The sequence below is a fragment of the Pseudomonas brassicacearum genome, from assembly GCF_009601685.2.
GTDB lineage: Bacteria > Pseudomonadota > Gammaproteobacteria > Pseudomonadales > Pseudomonadaceae > Aquipseudomonas > Aquipseudomonas kilonensis_B.
Map to the genome: position 1 here is coordinate 3,930,677 of NZ_CP045701.2, position 22,907 is coordinate 3,953,583.

Sequence of the window (22,907 nt, forward strand, 5' to 3'; positions counted from 1 at the left end):
AGCCAATTAACCGCCCTGCTTCACTTTGTCCTCATCGACTTGAGGCTAGATGACCTGCACGTCCTGTCGAGTTCGAGATTCAAAGTGGTGCACCCCGAATCAAGGCGAGGTGTCTGGACCGCACTTCAAGCGCTTTCAAGCCGCTGATTTACCATGACAAATCTCGCTCAAATAATGATCCTGTCAAGTGCGTCAAAATGGTGAGCAGGCTCACCATTTTGGTGATTTTCAGATTTAATCGTTTAATTTCAATAAGTTAATTAACGCATAAGCTTATAAAAAATAATCTTGCTCATTTCAATAACTCCAGCTAGCGTCTAATCCTGACAGTCGTGACAAGAATACAAATCTGCACGACGTTGTCACTTAACAACCAAAAACATAAAGAACCGGCAACAGTCGGTCATGCCTGCGAGGAACTCGGAATGTCTCTGTTGATCCGTGGTGCCACCGTTATTACCCATGATGAAAGTTATCGCGCCGATGTGTTGTGTGCCGACGGCGTGATCAAGGCCATTGGTGAAAACCTGGATGTTCCGGCTGGCGTCGAAGTGCTCGATGGCAGCGGCCAATACTTGATGCCCGGCGGCATCGACCCTCATACGCATATGCAGTTGCCGTTCATGGGCACGGTCGCCAGTGAAGACTTCTTCAGCGGCACGGCGGCGGGCCTGGCCGGGGGCACTACATCGATCATCGACTTCGTGATTCCCAACCCCCAGCAATCGCTGATGGAAGCCTTTCACCAATGGCGTGGCTGGGCCGAGAAAAGCGCCAGTGACTACGGTTTTCACGTGGCAATCACCTGGTGGAGCGAGCAGGTCCGTGAAGAAATGGCCGAGCTGGTCACCCATCACGGCGTGAACAGCTTCAAGCACTTCATGGCCTACAAGAACGCAATCATGGCCGCCGACGACACCTTGGTGGCGAGCTTCGAGCGCTGCCTGGAACTGGGTGCGGTGCCCACCGTGCACGCCGAGAACGGCGAACTGGTCTATCACCTGCAACGCAAGCTGCTGGCACAGGGCATCACCGGGCCCGAAGCCCATCCGTTGTCCCGGCCCTCGCAAGTGGAAGGCGAAGCTGCGAGCCGCGCCATCCGCATCGCCGAAACCCTGGGCACGCCGCTGTACCTGGTGCACGTGTCCACCAAGGAAGCCCTGGACGAAATCACCTACGCCCGCAGCAAGGGCCAGCCGGTCTACGGTGAAGTACTGGCCGGGCACCTGCTGCTGGACGACAGCGTCTATCGCGATCCGGACTGGAAGACCGCCGCCGGTTACGTGATGAGCCCGCCCTTCCGCCCGCGCGGGCATCAAGAGGCGCTCTGGCATGGCTTGCAGTCCGGCAACCTGCACACCACCGCCACTGACCACTGCTGCTTCTGCGCCGAACAGAAAGCCGCCGGCCGCGACGACTTCAGCAAGATCCCCAACGGCACCGCCGGTATCGAAGACCGCATGGCGGTGCTCTGGGACGAGGGGGTCAACAGCGGCAAACTGTCGATGCAGGACTTCGTCGCCCTCACCTCCACCAACACCGCAAAGATCTTCAACCTCTACCCACGCAAGGGGGCGATCCGCGTCGGCGCCGATGCCGACCTGGTGCTATGGGATCCGCAAGGCAGCCGCACGATTTCCGCCAAGACCCACCACCAGCAAGTGGACTTCAACATCTTCGAAGGCAAGACCGTGCGCGGCGTGCCCAGCCACACCATCAGCCAGGGTCGGCTGGTCTGGGCCGACGGCGACCTGCGGGCCGAACGCGGCGCCGGGCGCTACATCGAACGGCCGGCGTATCCGGCGGTGTTCGATTTGCTGAGCAAGCGGGCTGAGTTGCACAGGCCTGTTGCCATCAAGCGATAAGCGAACGCCGTGCGCAGACAAAAAACACTGCCCATCAGAGGCAGCACCTCAAACACCGTGAGGCCCATTCCATGATCCAGCCCTTGAGTCACCTCCCCCATTCCCTGGAAGACCCGGCCACCCTCGCCGATCGCTTCAGCGACCTGGCGCCGCCGCTCAACGCGCGCCAGGCCCACTTGGAAGCGTCCCGCTGCCTGTACTGCTATGACGCGCCGTGTGTGAACGCCTGTCCGAGCGAGATCGACATTCCTTCATTCATTCGCAACATCCACCAGGACAATGTCCAAGGCGCGGCGCAGACGATTCTTTCGGCCAACATCCTCGGTGGCAGTTGCGCCCGGGTCTGCCCCACCGAGGTCCTTTGCCAGCAAGCCTGCGTGCGCAACAACGCCCATGAGTGCGCGCCCGTGTTGATCGGCTCGTTGCAGCGCTACGCCGTAGACAACGCCCACTTCAGCGAACACCCCTTCCCGCGTGCCGCCGCCACCGGCAAGCGCATCGCCGTGGTCGGGGCCGGGCCGGCGGGGTTGTCGTGTGCACATCGCAGCGCCATGCATGGCCATGAGGTGGTGATGTTCGAAGCCCGGGAGAAAGCCGGCGGCCTCAACGAATACGGCATCGCCAAGTACAAACTGGTGGACGATTACGCCCAACGTGAACTGGACTTCCTGCTGGAGATCGGCGGCATCGAAATCCGCCACGGTCAGAAACTCGGCGAGAACCTGAGCCTGAGCGACCTGCACCAGCAGTTCGACGCGGTGTTCCTCGGCCTCGGCCTGGCCGCCAGCAAACAACTGGGCCTGAGTGACGAACAAGCGCCAGGGCTGTTGGCCGCCACCGACTACATCCGCGAACTGCGCCAGGCCGACGACCTCAGCCAGTTGCCCCTGGCCGACCGCTGCATCGTCCTCGGCGCCGGCAACACCGCCATCGACATGGCCGTGCAAATGGCTCGCCTCGGTGCCCGGGACGTCAGCCTGGTCTACCGTCGCGGCCTTGAAGACATGGGGGCCACCTTGCACGAGCAAGACATCGCCAAGGCCAATCAGGTGCGCCTGCTGACCTGGGCCCAGCCACAACAGGTGTTGCTCGATGACGGCGGGCATGTGCGCGGCATGCGCTTCTCCCGCACGCATATGGAGAACGGCCGGCTGGTCATCGGCACCGACACCTTCGACCTGCCCGCCGACGCCATTTTCAAAGCCATCGGCCAGGCCTTCGACGACAACGCACTGTTGGACCCGCTGGCCCGGGAACTCAAGCGCCAGGACGGACGGATTTTGGTGGACGAACACCTGCGCACCAGCATTCCCGGTGTCTACGCCGGCGGTGACTGCACCAGCCTGGACCAGGACCTCACGGTGCAAGCCGTGCAGCATGGCAAGCTCGCCGCCGAGGCGATCAACGCTCAACTGATGCTCAACGTGGAGGCTGCGTAAATGGCCGATCTGTCGATTGTCTTCGCCGGCATCAAAGCGCCCAATCCGTTCTGGCTGGCCTCCGCGCCACCCACCGACAAGGCCTACAACGTCGTGCGTGCCTTCGAGGCCGGCTGGGGTGGCGTGGTCTGGAAAACCCTCGGAGAGGATCCGGCGGCGGTGAACGTGTCCTCGCGTTATTCGGCCCACTACGGTGCCAATCGCGAAGTGCTGGGCATCAATAACATCGAGCTGATCACCGACCGTTCGCTGGAGATCAACCTGCGGGAAATCACCCAGGTGAAAAAGGACTGGCCGGACCGGGCGTTGATCGTGTCGCTGATGGTGCCCTGCGTCGAAGAGTCCTGGAAACGCATCCTGCCCTTGGTGGAGGCTACCGGTGCCGATGGTATCGAGCTGAACTTCGGCTGTCCCCACGGCATGCCGGAACGGGGCATGGGCGCGGCAGTCGGCCAGGTGCCGGAGTACGTCGAGCAAGTGACCCGCTGGTGCAAGACCTATTGTTCGTTGCCGGTGATCGTCAAGCTCACGCCGAACATCACCGACATTCGCGTCGCCGCCCGAGCGGCCCATCGCGGCGGCGCGGATGCGGTGTCGTTGATCAATACCATCAACTCCATCACCAGCGTCGACCTGGACCGTATGGTCGCCCTGCCCAGCGTTGGCAGCCAAAGCACCCACGGTGGTTACTGCGGCTCGGCGGTCAAGCCCATCGCGCTGAACATGGTCGCCGAAATCGCCCGCGACCCGCAGACCCAAGGCCTGCCGATCTGCGGCATCGGCGGCATCGGCAGTTGGCGCGACGCCGCCGAATTCATCGCCCTGGGCAGCGGCGCGGTGCAGGTCTGCACGGCGGCGATGCTGCATGGTTTTCGCATCGTCGAAGAGATGAAGGACGGCCTGTCGCGCTGGATGGACAGCCAGGGCCACGCCAACCTGCAAGCGTTCTCCGGGCGCGCGGTGGGCAACACCACCGACTGGAAGTACCTGGACATCAACTACCAGGTCATCGCCAAGATCGACCAGGAGGCGTGCATCGGATGCGGGCGCTGCCACATCGCCTGCGAGGACACCTCACACCAGGCCATCGCCAGCCTCAAGCAGGCTGACGGCACCCATAAATATGAAGTGATCGATGAAGAGTGCGTGGGCTGCAACCTGTGCCAGATCACCTGCCCGGTGCAGGACTGCATCGAGATGGTGACGGTGGACACCGGCAAGCCGTTCCTGGATTGGAACCATGATCCGCGTAATCCCTACCATGTAGCGGTCTGAGGACTGAGGTGTCTGGACTGACGCCATCGCGAGCAGGCTCGCTCCCACACTGGGTCGTGTCGTTCACAGAGTTTGTGTACGCCAGAAATCCACTGTGGGAGCGAGCCTGCTCGCGATAGGGCCATCAGCCACACCACAAATTTCAGGGCTCCAACCCAATCCCCCGCAAAATCACACTGGTCACCGTCTGCACCGCCCGTTCGAACTGCATGTCCGACAGCGGCTGGTGGTCGTTGAGAATGTTGATCTGGTGGTCGAAGTCGGCGTAGTGCTGGGTCGAGGCCCAGATCATGTAGAGCAGGCTTGAAGGCTCCACCGGCAGGATGCGTTTGTCCTCCACCCATTGGCGGATTTTCGCTTCCTTCATCTTGGCCCAGTCGTAGAGGCTGGCGTCCAGGGCCTGGCCCAGCGTTGGGGCGCCGTGGATGATTTCGTTGGCCCAGACCTTCGAGCCGTAGGGCCGGCTGCGGGAGTGGTTCATCTTGGCGCGGATGTAGCTGCTGAGCACCACCCGTGGGTCGTCGAACATTTCGAAGCACAAGGCGTCCTGCTTCCAGACCTCCAGCAGGTCGAACAGCACGGCGCTGTACAGTTCGCTCTTGGTGCTGAAGTAATAATGCAGGTTGGAACGGGGCAATTGCACTTCGGCGGCAATGTCGGCCATGGCGGTGCTGCCGAAGCCTTTTTCGGCAAAGACCTTCTCGGCGGCCAACAGGATTTTCTCGACGTTACTGCGACGAATCTCGATCTTGTGATTGCCCATGAGGGCTCCCTGGCAACAGCGTTGGTCAAGACTAGCATTCACCCACTTCTGAAAACACTGGGGAGCCCTGTAGGAGCTGGCGAAGCCTGCGATCTTTTGATCTTGATCTTGATCTTGATCTTGATCTTCCGACTCAATCGGCAATGGAAAGATCGCAGCCTCGTTGCACTCGACAGCTCCTACACAACTCCTACAGCTCATACGGTAGGCCTCTGTAGGAGCTGGCGAAGCCTGCGATCTTTTGATCTGGATCTTTCGCTCACGACTCAATTGGCAGTGGAAAGATCGCAGCCTCGTTGCACTCGACAGCTCCTACACAACTCCTACAGCTCATACGGTAGGCCTCTGTAGGAGCTGGCGAAGCCTGCGATCTTTTGATCTTGATCTTTCACTTCCGACTCAATCGGCAATGGAAAGATCGCAGCCTCGTTGCACTCGACAGCTCCTACACAACTCCTACAGCTCATACGGTAGGCCTCTGTAGGAGCTGGCGAAGCCTGCGATCTTTTGATCTTGATCTTGATCTTTCACTTCCGACTCAATTGGCAGTGGAAAGATCGCAGCCTCGTTGCACTCGACAGCTCCTACACAACTCCTACAGCTCATACGGTAGGCCTCTGTAGGAGCTGGCGAAGCCTGCGATCTTTTGATCTTGATCTTGATCTTGATCTTCCGACTCAATCGGCAATGGAAAGATCGCAGCCTCGTTGCACTCGACAGCTCCTACACAGCTCCACACAGCTCCACACAGCTCCTACGCAACGCTTACACAACGCCTACACAGCTGCAACAGAGGCCAGCGGGAGCATGCGCCCTCAGCGCTATGTCGACTGGCGTGCTTCGACGTTGTCCAACGCGCGGTTTGCCAGCATTGCGCTCAGTTCAATCGATTGCTGGATGCCCAGGGCGATATGGCGCCTGGAACCTTCCAGGTCAAAGGCCAGGTCACTGACCATGGCATTGGCCGAGGCCAGGTTTTCGCTGAGGTTGGCGAGCAGGGTTTAGGTGTCGACGCCATGGGCGACGGTGAACAGCTGGCCGGGATCGGACTCGGGTTTGCTGGGTTTGGGCTTGAGGTAGGAGTCGAGGATGCGGTCGGCGGCTTTGTCGAATGCTTTTGTGTTGGATGGATCGGTGTCCGGTGGGTTGGGGGTTACTTTGAACGTAGATGAAGCTCCGATGCTGTAGAAGGGAGCCAACACCCTCTCGCTACCAAACGAATTAGGGTGGCGGCCATACGAAGGTTGGTAGACCGGGCATCGGAGCCGGCGCCTCCGAAGAGGCCCTGCGCATGGCCACCAAAACGCGAAGTGCATGATTGCACTTGCAAGAGATGACGCTATGCACCGACACCTGGGCTACCAAACCCGATCGCTGATTCAATCAGCGACCCGGAAACGATAGCGCCCGACCCCAAGGCGCACAAGCTGGCGGATTCTGGCGCAGTTGTAGGCAACGGCGCAAGACAACGTAGCCCGATCCCGAATGATCCTATATCTGGATAAACACGCCCCCTTTTGGACTGGGAGCCTGGGTTAACACAAACACCTGTGGCGAGGGAGCTTGCTCCCGCTGGGTGGCGAAGCCGCCCCGAAAAATTCTGCGTTGAAACAAAAAAAGGCCTGCTTCGCAGTCCAGCGGGAGCAAGCTCCCTCGCCACAAGAGCCCGCTCAAGCCTTCCGATCACCCACATTCGACTAATGTCTTAGACCAGTCATCGCACAACCAAGCGCCCTCATCGCTATTCTCAAGCCCCGGATTTTCCCAGCGCCAAGGCCTGCGATCTTGACCTCAATCGGTGACAACCATTGAAATTCCTCATTTTGAAGCATCCCCAAGTTGGATAATTCCGATAATGGCCAGTTGACAATGGGGAGCAGCTTCCAAATAATCGCCCTCATGTTGTACGACGACGTATGACAAATAAAAACAACAAAAAGTAGGAGCGTCACAGTGAGCACACGTGTCCGTTTTTCGCCCGACCGCCGCCCAAACCGCCGTACCCTTCTCAACGCCAGCCCCGCGCTGCTCCTGCTCGGTTGCAGCAGCCTTGCTGCGTTTGTGCCAATGAGCGCCAGCGCCGAAGGCTTTGTTGATGACGCCAAGGTCAATCTCAACCTGCGCAACTTCTACATCAACCGCAACTTCACCAACCCGAACAACGCCCAGGGCAAAGCCGAGGAATGGACCCAGAGCTTCATTCTCGACGCCAAGTCCGGTTTCACCCAAGGCACGGTCGGTTTCGGCATGGACGTGCTGGGGATGTACTCGGTCAAGCTCGACGGCGGCCGTGGCACGGCGAACACTTCCCTATTGCCGGTTCATGACGACGGTCGCCCCGCCGACGACTTCGGCCGCCTGGGCGTGGCCCTCAAGGCCAAGGTATCGAAAACCGAACTGAAGGTCGGTGAATGGATGCCGGTGTTGCCGATCCTGCGTTCCGACGATGGCCGTTCCCTGCCGCAGACCTTCCGCGGCGGCCAGGTGACCTCCACTGAAATCAACGGCCTGAGCCTCTACGGCGGCCAGTTCCGCGCCAACAGCCCGCGCAACGACGCGAGCATGGAAGACATGTCGATGAACGGCCGCGGCGCGTTCACCTCCGACCGTTTCAACTTCGGCGGCGGCGAATATGCCTTCAACGACAAACGCACCCAGGTCGGCGTCTGGTACTCGGAACTGTCCGACATCTACCAGCAAAAATATTTCAACCTGACCCACAGCCAGCCCATCGGTGACTGGACCCTGGGTGCCAACCTCGGCTACTTCATCGGCAAGGAAGACGGCAGCGCCCTGGCCGGCGACCTGGACAACAAAACCGCGTTCGCCATGCTCTCGGCCAAATACGGCGGCAACACTTTCTACGTCGGCCTGCAAAAACTCAGCGGCGACGACGCCTGGATGCGCGTCAACGGCACCAGCGGCGGCACCCTGGCCAACGACAGCTACAACTCCAGCTACGACAACGCCCAGGAAAAATCCTGGCAAGTGCGCCACGACTTCAACTTCGCCGCCGTCGGCGTGCCGGGCCTGACGTTGATGAACCGCTACATCAGCGGCGACAACGTGCACACCGCTACGGTTGATGACGGTAAGGAATGGGGCCGCGAAACCGAACTGGCCTACACCGTGCAGAGTGGCGCGCTGAAAAACCTCAACGTGAAATGGCGTAACGCATCGATTCGTCGTGACTTCAGCAACAACGAATTCGACGAAAATCGACTCATTTTCAACTACCCGATTTCGCTTCTGTAATACAGGATCATTGCCATGGGCGCATCCCATGGCAACGGGCGGCAGGGAAGCCGGTTTAGAGCGGTTCGTCGATCAAACGTTGACAAGGTAGCAGAAGGATAAGGATATTCCCTCTCGGTCGTACGACAACTTATAACAACTGTACCTCTCACTGTTTGCTCAGGTAATGCCATGACCACGACACAGATTCGCCACCCCTTCAATCGCCTCCTATTGACCGGCGCCGCTGGCGGCCTTGGCAAAGTCTTGCGCGAACGCCTCAAGCCTTTCGCGCGCCACATTCGCCTGTCGGACATCGCCAACATGACCCCGGCCATCGACGAAAGCGAAGAAGTGGTGCCGTGCGACCTGTCGGACAAGCAGGCCGTGCATCAACTGGTCGAAGGCGTCGATGCCATCCTGCACTTCGGCGGTGTTTCGGTGGAACGTCCGTTCGAAGAGATCCTCGGCGCCAACATCAGCGGCGTTTTCCACATCTATGAAGCCGCCCGCAAACACGGCGTCAAGCGGGTGATCTTCGCCAGCTCCAACCACGTTATCGGCTTCTACAAACAAGATCAGACCCTCGACGCCCTCTGCGCTCGCCGCCCGGATGGCTACTACGGCCTGTCCAAGTCCTACGGCGAGGACGTGGCCAGCTTCTATTTCGATCGCTACGGCATCGAGACCGTCAGTATCCGCATCGGCTCGTCGTTCCCGGAACCGCAGAACCGCCGGATGATGAGCACCTGGCTGAGCTTCGACGACCTCACCCAACTGATCGAATGCTCGCTCTACACCCCGAAAGTCGGCCACACCGTAGTCTACGGCGTCTCCGCCAACCGCGACGTCTGGTGGGACAACAGCCACGCCGCTCACCTGGGTTATCAGCCCAAGGATACTTCCGAGATTTTCCGCGACAAGGTCGAAGCCCAGCCAATGCCGGCCGCCGATGACCCGGCCAGGATCTATCAGGGCGGTGCCTTTGTCGCAGCCGGCCCGTTCGACGACTGATTCGCCTGTTGTTCATGGGATAAAACGAACCAAGGAATCGCCATGCAAGCCGAATTGATTGTCGATGCTCGCAACGCCGTCGGGGAAAGCCCGGTATGGGTCCCCGAGGAAAATGCCCTGTATTGGGTGGACATTCCCAGCGGTGGCCTGCAGCGCTGGAACGCCAGCAGCGGAAAAATCCAGGGCTGGGAAGCCCCTGAAATGCTCGCCTGCCTTGCCCGTCATCAGGACGGTGGTTGGGTAGCGGGCATGGAGAGCGGTTTCTTTCGCCTGTACCCCCATGATGACGGCAGCCTGGACAGCGAACTGTGCGCAAGCGTCGAGCACAGCCGCACCGACATGCGCCTCAATGATGGCCGTTGCGACCGCCAGGGCCGCTTCTGGGCCGGCAGCATGGTGCTGAACATGGGCGCCAATGCGGACGCAGGCCGGATGTATCGCTACGAGGCGGGCCAGCGCAGCCCGGTCGAGGCACAACTGAGTAGTTTCATCGTACCCAACGGCCTGGGCTTCAGCCCGGACGGACGCACGATGTACCTCTCCGATTCACACCCGCTGGTGCAGCAGATCTGGGCTTTCGACTACGACATCGACAGCGGCACGCCGTCCAACCGGCGGCTGTTCGTCGACATGATGCCGTTGGCCGGTCGCCCGGATGGCGCCGCGGTGGATGCCGAGGGTTGCTACTGGATCTGCGCCAACGATGCCGGCCTGATTCACCGTTTCACTCCCGATGGACGCCTCGACCGTTCACTGCAAGTGCCCGTGAAGAAACCGACCATGTGCGCCTTTGGCGGCAGTCGTCTGGACACCCTCTTCGTGACCTCGATCCGCCCGGGTGACGACAACGACCCGCAGTCCCTGGCCGGTGGTGTGTTCGCCCTCAATCCCGGCATCAAGGGCCTGGATGAACCTGCTTTCGGAGGACGGAAACACTCCGCGAACTGATCTGCTTTGCCGCTTCACATCGATAGACATAAAAACAACAACACTGGAGATTGACCATGAATTTCAAACGCACGCTTCTGATCGCAGCCCTGCCCCTGGCCTTCCTGGCACAGGCGGCCCATGCCCTCGACATCAAGATCGCCGACGTCCACCCCAAGGGCTACCCGACCGTAGTCGCCGAGGAATCCATGGGTAAAACCTTGGAAAAGGAGAGCAACGGCGAGCTGAAGTTCAAGTATTTCCCAGGCGGTGTACTGGGTTCTGAAAAAGAAGTCATCGAGCAGATGCAAGCTGGCGCGATCCAGATGTCGCGGGTCAGCCTGGGTATCGTCGGCCCTGTGGTGCCGGACGTGAACGTCTTCAACATGCCGTTCATTTTCCGCGACCAGGCCCACATGCGCGCCGTTATCGACGGTGAAGTCGGCGACGCCATTCTCGACAGGATCACCAATTCCGAGTTCGGCCTGGTGGCCCTGGCCTGGATGGACGGCGGCACGCGCAACCTCTACACCAAGAAACCGGTGCGCAAGCTCGAAGACCTTCATGGCATGAAAATCCGCGTGATGGGCAATCCGATGTTCATCGACACCCTCAACGCCATGGGCGGCAACGGCATCGCCATGGACACCGGCGAGATCTTCAGCGCCTTGCAGACCGGCGTGATCGACGGCGCGGAAAACAACCCGCCGACCATGCTCGAGCACAACCACTACCAGAACGCCAAGTACTACAGCCTGACCGGCCACCTGATCCTGCCAGAGCCGATCGTGATGTCGAAAATCACCTGGAACAAGCTCACCCCAGAACAGCAAGTCATGGTGAAAAAAGCCGCCAAGGCCGCCCAGGCTGAAGAACGCGTGCTGTGGGACAAAAAGACCGCCTCCAGCGAAGAGAAACTCAAGGCCGCTGGCGTCGAGTTCATCACCATTGACAAAAAACCCTTCTACGACGCCACCGCACCGATCCGGGCCAAATACGGCGCGCCGTATGCCGACTTGATCAAGCGTATCGAAGCGGTCCAGTAACACCTCTGGATCTGTACTCATGAAAAGGCTGGGCGCGCCGGCGGTTAAAAGGCGCGCCCGGTTACGGTGGAACCCGATGAAGAATTTGCTGCTGCGTATCAACGACACGATTTACATGACTTGCATCTGGGTGGCCGGCCTATCAGTCCTGGCAATTGCCCTGATGATTCCGTGGGGGGTGTTTGCCCGCTATGTACTGGGTACCGGCTCCAGCTGGCCGGAGCCCGTCTCTATCCTGCTGATGATCGTGTTCACCTTTATTGGCGCTGCCGCCAGTTACCGCTCCGGCTCGCACATGGCCGTGGACATGGTCACCAGCCGCCTGCCGTCACACTGGCGAACCCTGGCTTCGGTTTTCACCCAGCTATTGATGGCGGCCGTCTGCATTTTCATGACCGTCTGGGGCACCAAGCTGTGCATGACCACCTGGAATCAGTTCATGAGCGCCATTCCCACCCTGCGCGTCGGCATCACCTACATGCCGATTCCGATCGGTGGCTTCCTGACGTTGATTTTTGTGCTGGAAAAACTCTTGCTGGGCGATCAAAGCCAGCGTCGGGTCGTGCAGTTCGACCTGGTTGAAGAAAACGAAGGTGCCGCTTAATGGACGCTCTGATTCTGCTGGGCAGTTTTTTGTTGTTGATCCTGATCGGCATGCCGGTCGCCTATGCACTGGGCGCGGCCGCCTTGATCGGGGCGTGGTGGATCGATATCCCATTCCAGGCGATGATGATCCAGGTCGCCGGTGGGGTGAATAAATTTTCGCTGCTGGCCATTCCATTCTTCGTCCTGGCCGGCGCGATCATGGCCGAGGGCGGCATGTCCCGCCGACTGGTGGCGTTCGCCAGTGTGCTGGTCGGATTCGTGCGCGGTGGCCTGTCTCTGGTCAACCTCGTGGCCTCGAGTTTTTTTGGCGCAATCTCCGGCTCCTCGGTGGCCGACACCGCCTCGGTCGGTTCGGTGCTGATCCCGGAAATGGAACGTCGCGGCTATCCGCGTGAATTCGCCACCGCCGTCACCGTCAGCGGCTCGGTACAAGCACTGCTGACACCGCCCAGCCATAACGCGGTGCTGTACTCGCTCGCCGCCGGCGGCACAGTATCGATCGGTTCGCTGTTCATGGCGGGCATCGTCCCCGGCATCCTGATGAACCTCAGCCTGATGGCGCTGTGCCTGATTTTCGCGAGAAAGCGCAATTACCCCAAGGGTGAAGTGATTCCGCTCAAGCAAGCGTTGAAAATCTGCAAGGAAGCCATGTGGGGCATGATGACGCTGTTCATCATCCTCGGCGGCATTCTCTCGGGTGTTTTCACCGCCACCGAATCGGCCGCCATTGCCGTGGTGTGGGCATTCTTCGTGACCATGTGCATCTACCGCGACTACAAGTGGAGCGAGTTGCCGAAGCTGATGCACCGCACGGTCCGCACGATCTCCATCGTGATGATCCTGATCGGCTTCGCCGCCAGCTTCGGCTACATCATGACGCTGATGGAGATCCCGGCGAAGATCACCACCGCGTTCCTGACGCTGTCGGACAACCGCTACGTGATCCTGATGTGCATGAACGTGATGCTGCTGATCCTCGGCACCGTGATGGACATGGCGCCGCTGATCCTGATCCTGACCCCGATCCTGATGCCCGTGATCATAGGCATCGGCGTGGACCCGGTGCAGTTCGGCATGATCATGCTGGTGAACCTGGGTATCGGGCTGATCACGCCTCCGGTAGGCGCGGTATTGTTCGTCGGTTCCGCCATCGGCAAGGTCAGCATCGAAAGCACCGTCAAGGCCCTGCTGCCGTTCTACGGCATGCTGTTCCTGGTCCTGCTGCTGGTGACCTACGTCCCCGCCATCTCGCTGTGGCTGCCGCATCTGGTGATGTAACGCCGCGCGCAAGCACCCTTATGGTGAGGGTGCTGGCTCCGCTGAATTGCGGCAGGAGCCGCGTAGGAGCTGCGTAGGAGCTGTCGAGTGCAACGAGGCTGCGATCTTTCCCCAGACACTTGAATCTCAAGTGAAAGATCAAAGGATCGCAGCCTCGTTGCACTCGACAGCTCCTACAGCGCGCAGTCGCGGCCACTCCCTTGCCATAACGGATTTTTCCCATTCGAAAGACGCGACTACCATGACGCTGCCTCTCCTATACCTCGAAGACGAACTGACCCGCCTCACCCTCGCCCCGCACCTGGGCGCCAGCCTCGTGGAATGGACCTTGCGCGGCAGCGGCGCGCCGCTGTTACGCCCGCCCACGCCGCAAGCGCTGGAAAACGGTCTGCCCGGCAAACTCGGCGGCTTCCCCCTGATCCCCTGGTCAAACCGGATCGCCCAAGGCGGTTTCGATTGCCCGGACGGCTGGCTCTCCCTGGAAGCCAACAGCCCCAACGATCCGTTCCCGATCCATGGCAGCGCCTGGCAACAGCCGTGGCAAGTGATAGAACAAGGCGCCCAGGAAGTCTTGTTGCAACTCGACAGCCAATCCCCATTCGCCTACTGCGCCAGCCTGCGGATCCGCTTGAATGGCGGTCAGTTGCAGATCGCCATGCACGTCACCCACATGGCCGAACGGGCCGCGTGGCATGGGCTGGGGTTGCATCCGTATTTTCCGCGCACCGCCGGTACTCGCTTGCAAACCTGCGCCAGCGAAGTCTGGCTCTGCGATGCATCGAAACTGCCAACGCAACTAAGGGACATTCCCACAGAGTGGGATTTCCAGCACGCCCGGTTACTGCCAGACGCCCTGGTCGACAACGGCTTCGGCGGTTGGGACGGGCGATGCCTGATCCAGCAACCGGACCTGGGTTATGAGCTGGAATGCCGGGCCAGCGGCAGTGAGTACTTCCTGCTGTACTGCCCCGTCGGGCTGGATTTTTTCTGCATCGAACCGGTGAGTCATCCAGTCAACGCCCACCATCTGTCGGGGCGGCCGGGCTTGCGTTTGCTGGAGCAAGGGCAGTCGGTGACGCTGGGGTTTTCGATGCAGTGTCGGTTGCTCTAATGCCCACTTCCCTGTGGGAGCTAGGCTTGCCCGCGATGAAGTGGACGCGGTCTCCCGGGAACCGAGGCGTCTGCATCGCGAGCAAGCTTTGCTCCCACAGGGATTGGTACGGTCTTTTGATGTTCAGGTGCCCAAGGTCAACCCATTGGCCGGCAACGGCAGCGCGGTCTTGTAGCGCACTTGCTTGAGGGCAAAGCTGGAGCGGATGTTCGCCACGCCCGGGACCTTGGTCAAAAAGTCCATCATGAACCGCTCCAGCGACTGGATGGTCGGCACCAGCACGCGGATCAGGTAATCCGGATCGCCGGCCATCAAGTAACACTCCATCACCTCCGGCCGATCGGAGATCGCCTCTTCGAAGTGCTGCAGCGCCTCTTCCACCTGTTTCTCCAGGCTGACATGGATGAACACGTTGACGTGCAGCCCCAGCAGGTCGGCATCCAGCAGCGTGACCTGCTCGCGGATCACCCCCAGTTCCTCCATGGCCCGGACGCGGTTGAAGCACGGGGTTGGCGACAGGTTGACCGAACGGGCGAGATCGGCATTGGTGATGCGGGCGTTTTCCTGAAGGCTGTTCAGAATGCCGATGTCAGTGCGATCCAATTTACGCATGGGACAAATAATCCTGTTTTTTATCGTTGTGCAGATTTTTTATCTGCAAATGATCTGAACAGCAAGCTAACAGAGAAAAATATTCTTCTTCGTCGAGCCTATGATTGTTGTAGGACAATTTCCCGTACCCGGGGAAATTCGTCAGCTAGCGCGCCCACTACAAGAAATTCACAAGATCGAGCGTAGAAAGCCATGAACCCAGCGTATGAACCGCTACGCCTGCACGTCCCCGAACCCTCGGGCCGTCCCGGCTGCCAGACCGACTTCTCCTACCTGCATCTAAGCGATGCCGGCACGGTGCGCAAACCCTCCATTGACGTTGAACCGTCCGACACGGCCGACCTGGCCCGCGGGCTGATTCGGGTGCTCGATGACCAGGGCAATGCCCACGGTCCATGGGCCGAAGACGTGCCTCTGGAGATCCTGCGCAAAGGCATGCGCGCCATGCTCAAGACGCGTATCTACGACAACCGCATGGTGGTCGCCCAGCGCCAGAAAAAAATGTCGTTCTACATGCAGAGCCTCGGCGAAGAAGCCATCGGCAGTGGCCAGGCCCTGGCGCTGAACATCGACGACATGTGCTTTCCCACCTATCGCCAGCAAAGCATCCTGATGGCCCGCGACGTGCCGTTGGTGGGCATGATCTGCCAACTGCTGTCCAACGAGCGCGATCCGCTCAAGGGCCGGCAGTTGCCGATCATGTACTCGGTCAAGGACGCCGGTTTCTTCACCATTTCCGGCAACCTCGCCACGCAATTCATCCAGGGTGTGGGCTGGGGCATGGCCTCGGCGATCAAGGGCGATACCAAGATCGCCTCGGCCTGGATCGGTGACGGCGCCACTGCCGAATCGGACTTCCACACCGCCCTCACCTTCGCCCACGTCTACCGGGCGCCGGTGATCCTCAACGTGGTCAACAACCAGTGGGCGATCTCCACCTTCCAGGCCATTGCCGGCGGTGAAGCCACCACCTTTGCCGGACGCGGTGTCGGTTGCGGCATCGCCTCGCTGCGGGTGGATGGCAACGACTTCATGGCGGTCTACGCCGCCTCGCGCTGGGCCGCCGAACGTGCCCGCCGCAACCTCGGCCCGGCGCTGATCGAATGGGTCACCTACCGCGCCGGCCCGCACTCCACTTCCGATGATCCGTCCAAATACCGTCCCGCCGACGACTGGAGCCACTTCCCGCTGGGCGATCCGATTGCGCGCCTCAAGCAGCACATGGTGAAGATCGGCCAGTGGTCCGAAGAGGAGCATGCGGCAGTTACCGCTGAGCTGGAAGCCGAGGTGATCGCCGCGCAGAAGGAGGCCGAGCAGTACGGCACTCTCGCCGGCGGGCAGATCCCAAGCGCCGCGACCATGTTCGAAGACGTCTACAAAGAGATGCCGGAGCACTTGAAGCGCCAGCGTCAGCAGTTGGGGATCTGACATGAACGATCACAACAACAATATCCAGCTGGACACCGCCATGACCACTACCACCATGACCATGATCCAGGCCCTGCGCTCGGCCATGGACGTGATGCTCGAACGCGACGACAACGTCGTGGTGTTCGGCCAGGACGTGGGTTACTTCGGCGGCGTGTTCCGCTGCACCGAAGGCCTGCAGAACAAGTACGGCACCTCGCGGGTGTTCGACGCACCGATTTCCGAGAGCGGCATCGTCGGCGTGGCGGTGGGCATGGGCGCCTACGGGTTGCGGCCGGTGGCCGAGATCCAGTTCGCCGACTACGTCTACCCGGCGTCGGACCAGATCATTTCCGAAGCCGCGCGCCTGCGCTATCGCTCGGCCGGCGAGTTCACCGCGCCGATGACCCTGCGCATGCCCTGCGGCGGCGGTATCTATGGCGGCCAGACCCACAGCCAGAGCATCGAAGCGATGTTCACCCAGGTCTGCGGCCTGCGCACCGTCATGCCGTCCAACCCGTACGACGCCAAGGGCCTGCTGATCGCCTCCATCGAAAACGATGACCCGGTGATCTTCCTCGAACCCAAGCGTCTGTATAACGGCCCGTTCGACGGCCACCACGACCGCCCGGTAACGCCGTGGTCGAAACACCCCTCGGCGCAAGTGCCGGACGGTTACTACACCGTACCGCTGGACGTCGCCGCCATTACCCGTCCGGGCAAGGACGTGACCATCCTCACCTACGGCACCACGGTCTATGTGTCCCAGGTCGCCGCCGAGGAAACCGGCATCGACGCCGAAGTCATCGACCTGCGCAGCCTGTGGCCGCTGGACCTGGAGACCATTGTCAAGTCGGTGAAGAAAACCGGCCGCTGTGTGGTGGTCCACGAAGCCACCCGCACCTGCGGTTTCGGTGCCGAACTGGTGGCGTTGGTGCAAGAACACTGCTTCCACCACCTGGAAGCGCCTATCGAGCGTGTCACCGGTTGGGACACCCCCTACCCGCACGCGCAGGAGTGGGCGTATTTCCCAGGGCCGTCCCGTGTGGGCGCGGCGTTGAAACGGGTCATGGAGGTCTGAATGGGCACGCACGTTATCAAGATGCCGGACATCGGCGAAGGCATCGCCGAAGTTGAACTGTCGGTGTGGCACGTCAAGGTCGGCGACATGGTGGTCGAAGACCAGGTACTGGCCGATGTCATGACCGACAAGGCCATGGTCGACATCCCCTCGCCAGTGCATGGCCGGGTCATCGCCCTGGGTGGCGAGCCCGGCGAAGTGATGGCGGTGGGCAGCGAACTGATCCGCATTGAAGTCGAAGGTGCGGGTAACCTGAAAGAATCGGCCCAACAGGCTCCCGTTGCGGCGGTTGCCCAGGCGCCCAAGCCTACGCCAGCGGCCACACCGGAACCGGTGCTGGAAAAAACCGCCGCGCCACGCTGCGCCCCGCAAGCGCCTGTGGCCCGCGACCCCGACGAGCGTCCACTGGCCTCGCCGGCCGTGCGCAAACACGCGCTGGACCTGGGCATTCAATTGCGCCTGGTCCAGGGCAGCGGCCCCGCCGGGCGTATCCTGCACGAAGACCTCGAGGCGTATCTGGCCCAGGGTTCGTCGACCCAGGCCAAGGGCGGCTCCGGTTATGCCGAACGCCACGACGAGCAACAGATCCCGGTGATCGGCATGCGCCGCAAGATCGCCCAACGCATGCAGGAAGCGACCCAGCGCGCCGCCCACTTCAGCTACGTCGAGGAAATCGACGTCACCGCCCTGGAAGAGCTGCGGGTTCACCTGAATGAAAAACACGGCGCCAGTCGCGGCAAGCTGACCTTGCTGCCGTTCCTGGTCCGCGCGTTGGTCGTGGCCCTGCGCGATTTTCCGCAGATGAACGCGCGCTACGACGACGAAGCCCAGGTCATCCACCGCTCAGGCGCCGTGCATGTCGGCGTCGCCACCCAGAGCGACATTGGCCTGATGGTACCGGTGGTGCGTCACGCCGAGGCCCGTAGCTTGTGGGACAGCGCGACGGAAATCGCCCGCCTGGCCACGGCAGCCCGCACGGGCAAGGCCAGTCGCGATGAGCTGTCCGGTTCGACCATCACCCTGACCAGCCTCGGCGCGCTCGGCGGCATCGTCAGCACACCGGTGCTGAACCTGCCGGAAGTGGCGATTGTCGGCGTGAACAAAATCGTCGAGCGGCCGGTGGTGATCAAGGGCCAGATCGTGATCCGCAAGATGATGAACCTCTCCAGCTCTTTCGATCACCGGGTGGTCGACGGCATGGACGCGGCGCAATTCATCCAGGCCCTGCGCGGCTTGCTCGAACAACCTGCCACTTTGTTTGTGGAGTAAGAGATGCAAACTTTGAACACCACGCTGCTGATCATCGGCGGCGGTCCTGGCGGTTATGTGGCGGCGATCCGCGCCGGGCAACTGGGCATCTCGACCATCCTGGTGGAAGGCCAGGCGCTGGGCGGGACCTGCCTGAACATTGGCTGCATTCCGTCCAAGGCATTGATTCACGTGGCCGAGCAGTTCCACCAGACCCGGCACCACAGCCAGGGCTCGGCCTTGGGCATCACGGTGGCGGCACCGACGCTGGACATCGGCAAGAGCGTGGAATGGAAGGATGGCATCGTCGATCGCCTCACCACCGGCGTCGCGGCGTTGTTGAAAAAGCACAAGGTCCAGGTCATTCACGGCTGGGCCAAGGTGATCGATGGCAAGACGGTCGAGGTTGGCGACACCCGCATCCAGTGTGAACACCTGCTGCTGGCTACCGGCTCGAAAAGCGTCGACCTGCCCATGCTACCGATTGGCGGACCGATCATTTCCTCCACCGAAGCCCTCGCCCCCACCTCGGTGCCCAAGCACCTGGTGGTGGTCGGCGGTGGCTACATCGGCCTGGAGCTGGGCATCGCCTATCGCAAGCTCGGCGCCGAGGTCAGTGTGGTCGAGGCCCAGGAGCGGATCCTGCCAGCCTATGACGGCGAGCTGACCCAACCGGTGCACGAGGCGCTCAAGCAGTTGGGCGTGAAGCTGTACCTCAAGCACAGCGTCGAAGGTTTCGATGCCCAGGCCAGCACCTTGCAAGTGCGTGACCCCGATGGCGAGACGCTGAACCTGGGCACCGACCGGGTGCTGGTGGCCGTTGGTCGCAAACCCAACACCCAGGGCTGGAACCTCGAAGCGCTGGATTTGGCGATGAACGGTTCGGCGCTGAAAATCGACAGCCGTTGCCAGACCAGCATGCGCAACGTCTGGGCCATCGGCGACCTGAGCGGTGAACCGATGCTCGCCCACCGGGCCATGGCCCAGGGTGAAATGGTCGCCGAGCTGATCGCCGGCCAGCACCGGGAATTCAACCCGACGGCCATCGCCGCGGTGTGCTTCACCGACCCGGAACTGGTGGTGGTCGGCAAGACGCCGGACGAGGCCAAGGCAGCCGGTCTGGATTGCATCGTGTCGAGCTTCCCGTTCGCCGCCAACGGTCGGGCCATGACCCTGGAATCGAAAAGCGGTTTCGTGCGGGTCGTGGCGCGCCGGGACAATCACCTGATCGTTGGCTGGCAGGCGGTTGGCGTCGGCGTGTCGGAGCTGTCCACCGCGTTCGGCCAATCCCTGGAGATGGGCGCGCGCCTGGAGGACATCGCCGGCACCATCCACGCCCACCCGACGCTGGGCGAGGCCGTGCAGGAAGCGGCGTTACGGGCGCTGGGGCATGCTTTGCATCTGTAATACATAAGTTATGGACCAGCAATGTCTGGGGATTTATCCCCGCTGGGATATTGTAGGAGCTGGCGAAGCCTGCGATCTTTTGACCTTGATCTTTCGCTTAGGACTCAATGGGTAGTGGAAAGATCGCAGCCTCGTTGCACTCGACAGCTCCTACGGCAGCCCAGTGGGGATAAATCCCTTGCCACAGGCTGCGAAATAACCCCGGAATGAAGTATTGTTGTCCCCATCCAAAAAACGTCAGAAGCCTTGAACCGTTTCGACGGTTGTTAAGAAATAGAGGGTGTCATGGGTAACGAGAGCATCAATTGGGACAAACTGGGCTTTGACTACATCAAGACCGACAAGCGCTACCTGTCGCACTGGCGCGATGGCGCCTGGGACGCGGGCACCCTGACCGACGACAACGTGCTGCACATCAGCGAGGGCTCCACCGCCCTGCACTACGGTCAGCAGTGCTTCGAAGGCCTGAAGGCCTATCGCTGCAAGGACGGCTCCATCAACCTGTTCCGCCCGGACCAGAACGCCGCCCGCATGCAGCGCAGCTGCGCCCGCCTGCTGATGCCGCAAGTCGAGACCGAGCAGTTCGTCGAAGCCTGCAAGCAAGTGGTCCGCGCCAACGAGCGCTTCATCCCGCCTTACGGCACCGGCGGCGCGCTGTACCTGCGCCCGTTCGTGATCGGCGTGGGTGACAACATCGGCGTGCGCACCGCACCCGAGTTCATCTTCTCGATTTTCTGCATCCCGGTCGGCGCCTACTTCAAGGGCGGCCTGACCCCGCACAACTTCCTGATCTCCAGCTTCGACCGCGCCGCCCCACAAGGCACCGGCGCGGCCAAGGTCGGTGGCAACTACGCCGCCAGCCTGATGCCCGGTTCCCAGGCCAAGAAGGCGAATTTCGCCGACTGCATCTACCTGGATCCGCTGACCCATTCGAAAATCGAAGAAGTCGGCTCGGCCAACTTCTTCGGCATCACCCACGACAACAAATTCATCACCCCCAACTCCCCTTCGGTCCTGCCGGGCATCACCCGCCTGTCGCTGATCGAACTGGCCAAATCGCGCCTGGGCCTGGAAGTGATCGAAGGTGACGTGTTCATCGACAAGCTGTCGGACTTCAAGGAGGCCGGTGCCTGCGGTACCGCTGCGGTGATCACCCCGATTGGCGGCATCAGCTACAAGGACAAGCTGCACGTGTTCCACAGCGAAACCGAAGTCGGCCCGATCACCCAGAAGCTCTACAAAGAGCTGACCGGCGTGCAGACCGGCGACGTGGAAGCGCCAGCGGGTTGGATCGTCAAGGTTTGATCCAAGCCCTCGCCGGGCTCTGTAGGAACGGTGTAGGAGCTCTGTAGGAGCTCTGTAGGAGCTGTCGAGTGCAACGAGGCTGCGATCTTTCCCCAGACACTTGAGTCTCAAGCGAAAGATCAAGATCAAGATCAAGATCAAGATCAAGATCAAGATCAAGATCAAGATCAAGATCAAGATCAAGATCAAGATCAAGATCAAGATCAAAAGATCGCAGCCTTCGGCAGCTCCTACCCTCCCTCACCCTATGGCCCCCCCATTACCCCCGACGCAAAACCGGCCACCGCCCCCAACGCTGGCGGAACCATCCGTAACCGCTGACCAGCAAGATCCCGCCCAACACCAGAACCGCGCCCACGATAAAGTTCGGCTCCAGCGGCTCATCCAGCAACCAGACGCCAAAACCGATGCCAAACAGCGGCGTCATGAACGACAGCACCCCCAGTTGCGAAGCCAGGTAGTGACGCAGCAGGGAAAACCAGATCAGGAAGCTGGCAAAGGACACCAGCAACACCTGGAACGCCATGCTGGCAATGAGTTGTGGCGTGGGGTTGATCGTCGTTTGCCCCAACGCTATCGACATGCCGATCAGCAGCACCCCGGCGCCTACCAATTGGTACAGCAGCGTCTGGCTGGCCGGCAGATTCGTCAACCGCGAACAGCGTACCGTCACCGTGGTTGCGCCCCACAATGCGCCGGCCAGCAAGCCCATGCCGTCACCGAGCAATGAACTGCCGTTCGCCGCGCCCGAGCCCCCACTGAAGGCCACCACGATCCCGCCGAATGCAACGGCGATGCCCAGCCATTGCGCCGGCTTGAGGCGTTCGCTCGGCAGTTTCCAGTGCAAGCCCAGGGCGGCGAACATCGGTGCGGTGTAGAGGAAAATCACCATGTGCGAAGCCGTCGTATGCCGCAGGCCTTCGCCGACCATCACGAACTCCAAGGCAAACAACAGCCCCACCAGCAAGCCCGGACGCCAACTGCCATCGGCCAGGGACAGGCGCTCACCGCGCGCCAGCACCAACAGCCAGACCAGTACCGCAGCGATGGCCGAGCGCACGCCCAGTTGCAGCATCGGCGCCATGTCGGCAGCGCCGGCCTTGATCGCGACTTGCTGGAAACCCCAAATGGCACAGAGGCCGGTCATCAGGGCGCAGACCTGGCCATCCAGGGCGCGGCGGGTGGTCATGGGAACGGTCCTTGGGCAGAAAGAGATGAAAGGATTGTCTGCCTGACACCTTTGCTGGATATAGTGATTACCCGACAAGCCATCCCGGTAATCCGCCATT

At 61.0% G+C, this 22,907-nt stretch carries 18 protein-coding genes and 1 pseudogene; 15 read left to right on the forward strand and 4 right to left on the reverse strand.

The window, feature by feature from the left end:
• Nucleotides 1-425 precede the first annotated feature (425 nt).
• The 3 genes from hydA (at nucleotide 426) to preA (ending at nucleotide 4,579) form a co-directional block, all read left to right on the forward strand.
• Nucleotides 426-1,865, forward strand: coding sequence for a dihydropyrimidinase (gene hydA / locus GFU70_RS16465; RefSeq protein WP_153388431.1), 1,440 nt, complete (start codon nucleotides 426-428; stop codon nucleotides 1,863-1,865).
• Nucleotides 1,866-1,936: 71 nt separating this feature from the next.
• Nucleotides 1,937-3,304 carry an NAD(P)-dependent oxidoreductase gene (locus tag GFU70_RS16470; RefSeq protein WP_153388432.1) on the forward strand — a complete coding sequence of 456 codons (1,368 nt, stop codon included), beginning with the start codon at nucleotides 1,937-1,939 and terminating at the stop codon, nucleotides 3,302-3,304.
• Nucleotides 3,305-4,579: an NAD-dependent dihydropyrimidine dehydrogenase subunit PreA gene (preA, locus tag GFU70_RS16475; RefSeq protein WP_058544472.1), complete on the forward strand. Its 1,275-nt coding sequence runs from the start codon at nucleotides 3,305-3,307 to the stop codon at nucleotides 4,577-4,579.
• A gap of 142 nt (nucleotides 4,580-4,721) precedes the next feature.
• Here preA and GFU70_RS16480 read toward each other — a convergent pair whose 3' ends face one another.
• Both GFU70_RS16480 and GFU70_RS16485 read right to left on the reverse strand, forming a co-directional pair.
• Nucleotides 4,722-5,342: a TetR/AcrR family transcriptional regulator gene (locus GFU70_RS16480; RefSeq protein ID WP_003202912.1), complete on the reverse strand. Its 621-nt coding sequence runs from the start codon at nucleotides 5,340-5,342 to the stop codon at nucleotides 4,722-4,724.
• Nucleotides 5,343-6,163: 821 nt separating this feature from the next.
• Nucleotides 6,164-6,523: pseudogene (locus tag GFU70_RS16485) on the reverse strand (DUF6124 family protein).
• An 886-nt stretch (nucleotides 6,524-7,409) separates the two neighbouring features.
• Between GFU70_RS16485 and GFU70_RS16490 the strand changes: the two are divergent.
• The 7 genes from GFU70_RS16490 to GFU70_RS16520 all read left to right on the forward strand — a co-directional run bounded on the left by GFU70_RS16490 (nucleotide 7,410) and on the right by GFU70_RS16520 (nucleotide 14,558).
• A complete protein-coding gene (locus GFU70_RS16490; protein WP_413468867.1) occupies nucleotides 7,410-8,597 on the forward strand; it encodes an OprD family porin in 1,188 nt (395 codons plus the stop codon).
• 171 nt (nucleotides 8,598-8,768) lie between these two features.
• Nucleotides 8,769-9,590 carry an NAD-dependent epimerase/dehydratase family protein gene (locus tag GFU70_RS16495; protein ID WP_116641984.1) on the forward strand — a complete coding sequence of 274 codons (822 nt, stop codon included), beginning with the start codon at nucleotides 8,769-8,771 and terminating at the stop codon, nucleotides 9,588-9,590.
• 42 nt (nucleotides 9,591-9,632) lie between these two features.
• The gene (locus GFU70_RS16500; RefSeq protein WP_058543533.1) at nucleotides 9,633-10,538 is read left to right on the forward strand and encodes an SMP-30/gluconolactonase/LRE family protein; all 906 of its coding nucleotides are present in this window, start codon (nucleotides 9,633-9,635) and stop codon (nucleotides 10,536-10,538) included.
• A gap of 56 nt (nucleotides 10,539-10,594) precedes the next feature.
• The gene (locus GFU70_RS16505; RefSeq protein WP_058543532.1) at nucleotides 10,595-11,563 is read left to right on the forward strand and encodes a TRAP transporter substrate-binding protein; all 969 of its coding nucleotides are present in this window, start codon (nucleotides 10,595-10,597) and stop codon (nucleotides 11,561-11,563) included.
• Between the two features lie 76 nt (nucleotides 11,564-11,639).
• Nucleotides 11,640-12,167: a TRAP transporter small permease gene (locus GFU70_RS16510; RefSeq protein WP_153388434.1), complete on the forward strand. Its 528-nt coding sequence runs from the start codon at nucleotides 11,640-11,642 to the stop codon at nucleotides 12,165-12,167.
• Complete coding sequence (locus GFU70_RS16515) at nucleotides 12,167-13,447, forward strand: TRAP transporter large permease (RefSeq protein ID WP_058543530.1); 1,281 nt, start codon at nucleotides 12,167-12,169, stop codon at nucleotides 13,445-13,447. The genes GFU70_RS16510 and GFU70_RS16515 overlap by 1 nt, the downstream gene beginning before the upstream one ends.
• Nucleotides 13,448-13,688: 241 nt before the next feature.
• Entirely contained in the window at nucleotides 13,689-14,558 is an 870-nt protein-coding gene (locus GFU70_RS16520; RefSeq protein ID WP_153388435.1) for an aldose 1-epimerase, read from the forward strand.
• Nucleotides 14,559-14,681: 123 nt separating this feature from the next.
• On the opposite strand, the gene bkdR is transcribed toward GFU70_RS16520, so the two are convergent.
• Entirely contained in the window at nucleotides 14,682-15,170 is a 489-nt protein-coding gene (gene bkdR, locus GFU70_RS16525) for a Bkd operon transcriptional regulator BkdR (protein ID WP_003202929.1), read from the reverse strand.
• 192 nt (nucleotides 15,171-15,362) lie between these two features.
• Here bkdR and GFU70_RS16530 point away from each other — a divergent pair, with 192 nt between their 5' ends.
• From GFU70_RS16530 to GFU70_RS16550, 5 genes are all read left to right on the forward strand, one after another.
• Nucleotides 15,363-16,598, forward strand: a complete 1,236-nt coding sequence (locus GFU70_RS16530; RefSeq protein ID WP_058543528.1) for a 3-methyl-2-oxobutanoate dehydrogenase (2-methylpropanoyl-transferring) subunit alpha — start codon at nucleotides 15,363-15,365, stop codon at nucleotides 16,596-16,598.
• Nucleotide 16,599: 1 nt separating this feature from the next.
• Nucleotides 16,600-17,658: an alpha-ketoacid dehydrogenase subunit beta gene (locus GFU70_RS16535; RefSeq protein ID WP_058543527.1), complete on the forward strand. Its 1,059-nt coding sequence runs from the start codon at nucleotides 16,600-16,602 to the stop codon at nucleotides 17,656-17,658.
• The gene (locus tag GFU70_RS16540; protein WP_153388436.1) at nucleotides 17,659-18,927 is read left to right on the forward strand and encodes a dihydrolipoamide acetyltransferase family protein; all 1,269 of its coding nucleotides are present in this window, start codon (nucleotides 17,659-17,661) and stop codon (nucleotides 18,925-18,927) included.
• Nucleotides 18,928-18,930: 3 nt separating this feature from the next.
• On the forward strand, nucleotides 18,931-20,313 hold the full coding sequence (gene lpdA, locus GFU70_RS16545; RefSeq protein WP_058543525.1) for a dihydrolipoyl dehydrogenase: 1,383 nt from the start codon (nucleotides 18,931-18,933) through the stop codon (nucleotides 20,311-20,313).
• Nucleotides 20,314-20,598: 285 nt separating this feature from the next.
• Nucleotides 20,599-21,618: a branched-chain amino acid aminotransferase gene (locus GFU70_RS16550; protein ID WP_058543524.1), complete on the forward strand. Its 1,020-nt coding sequence runs from the start codon at nucleotides 20,599-20,601 to the stop codon at nucleotides 21,616-21,618.
• A 259-nt stretch (nucleotides 21,619-21,877) separates the two neighbouring features.
• Here the strand turns inward: GFU70_RS16550 and GFU70_RS16555 are convergent, their stop codons facing one another.
• Complete coding sequence (locus GFU70_RS16555) at nucleotides 21,878-22,807, reverse strand: DMT family transporter (RefSeq protein WP_116641981.1); 930 nt, start codon at nucleotides 22,805-22,807, stop codon at nucleotides 21,878-21,880.
• Between the last annotated feature and the right edge of the window lie 100 nt (nucleotides 22,808-22,907).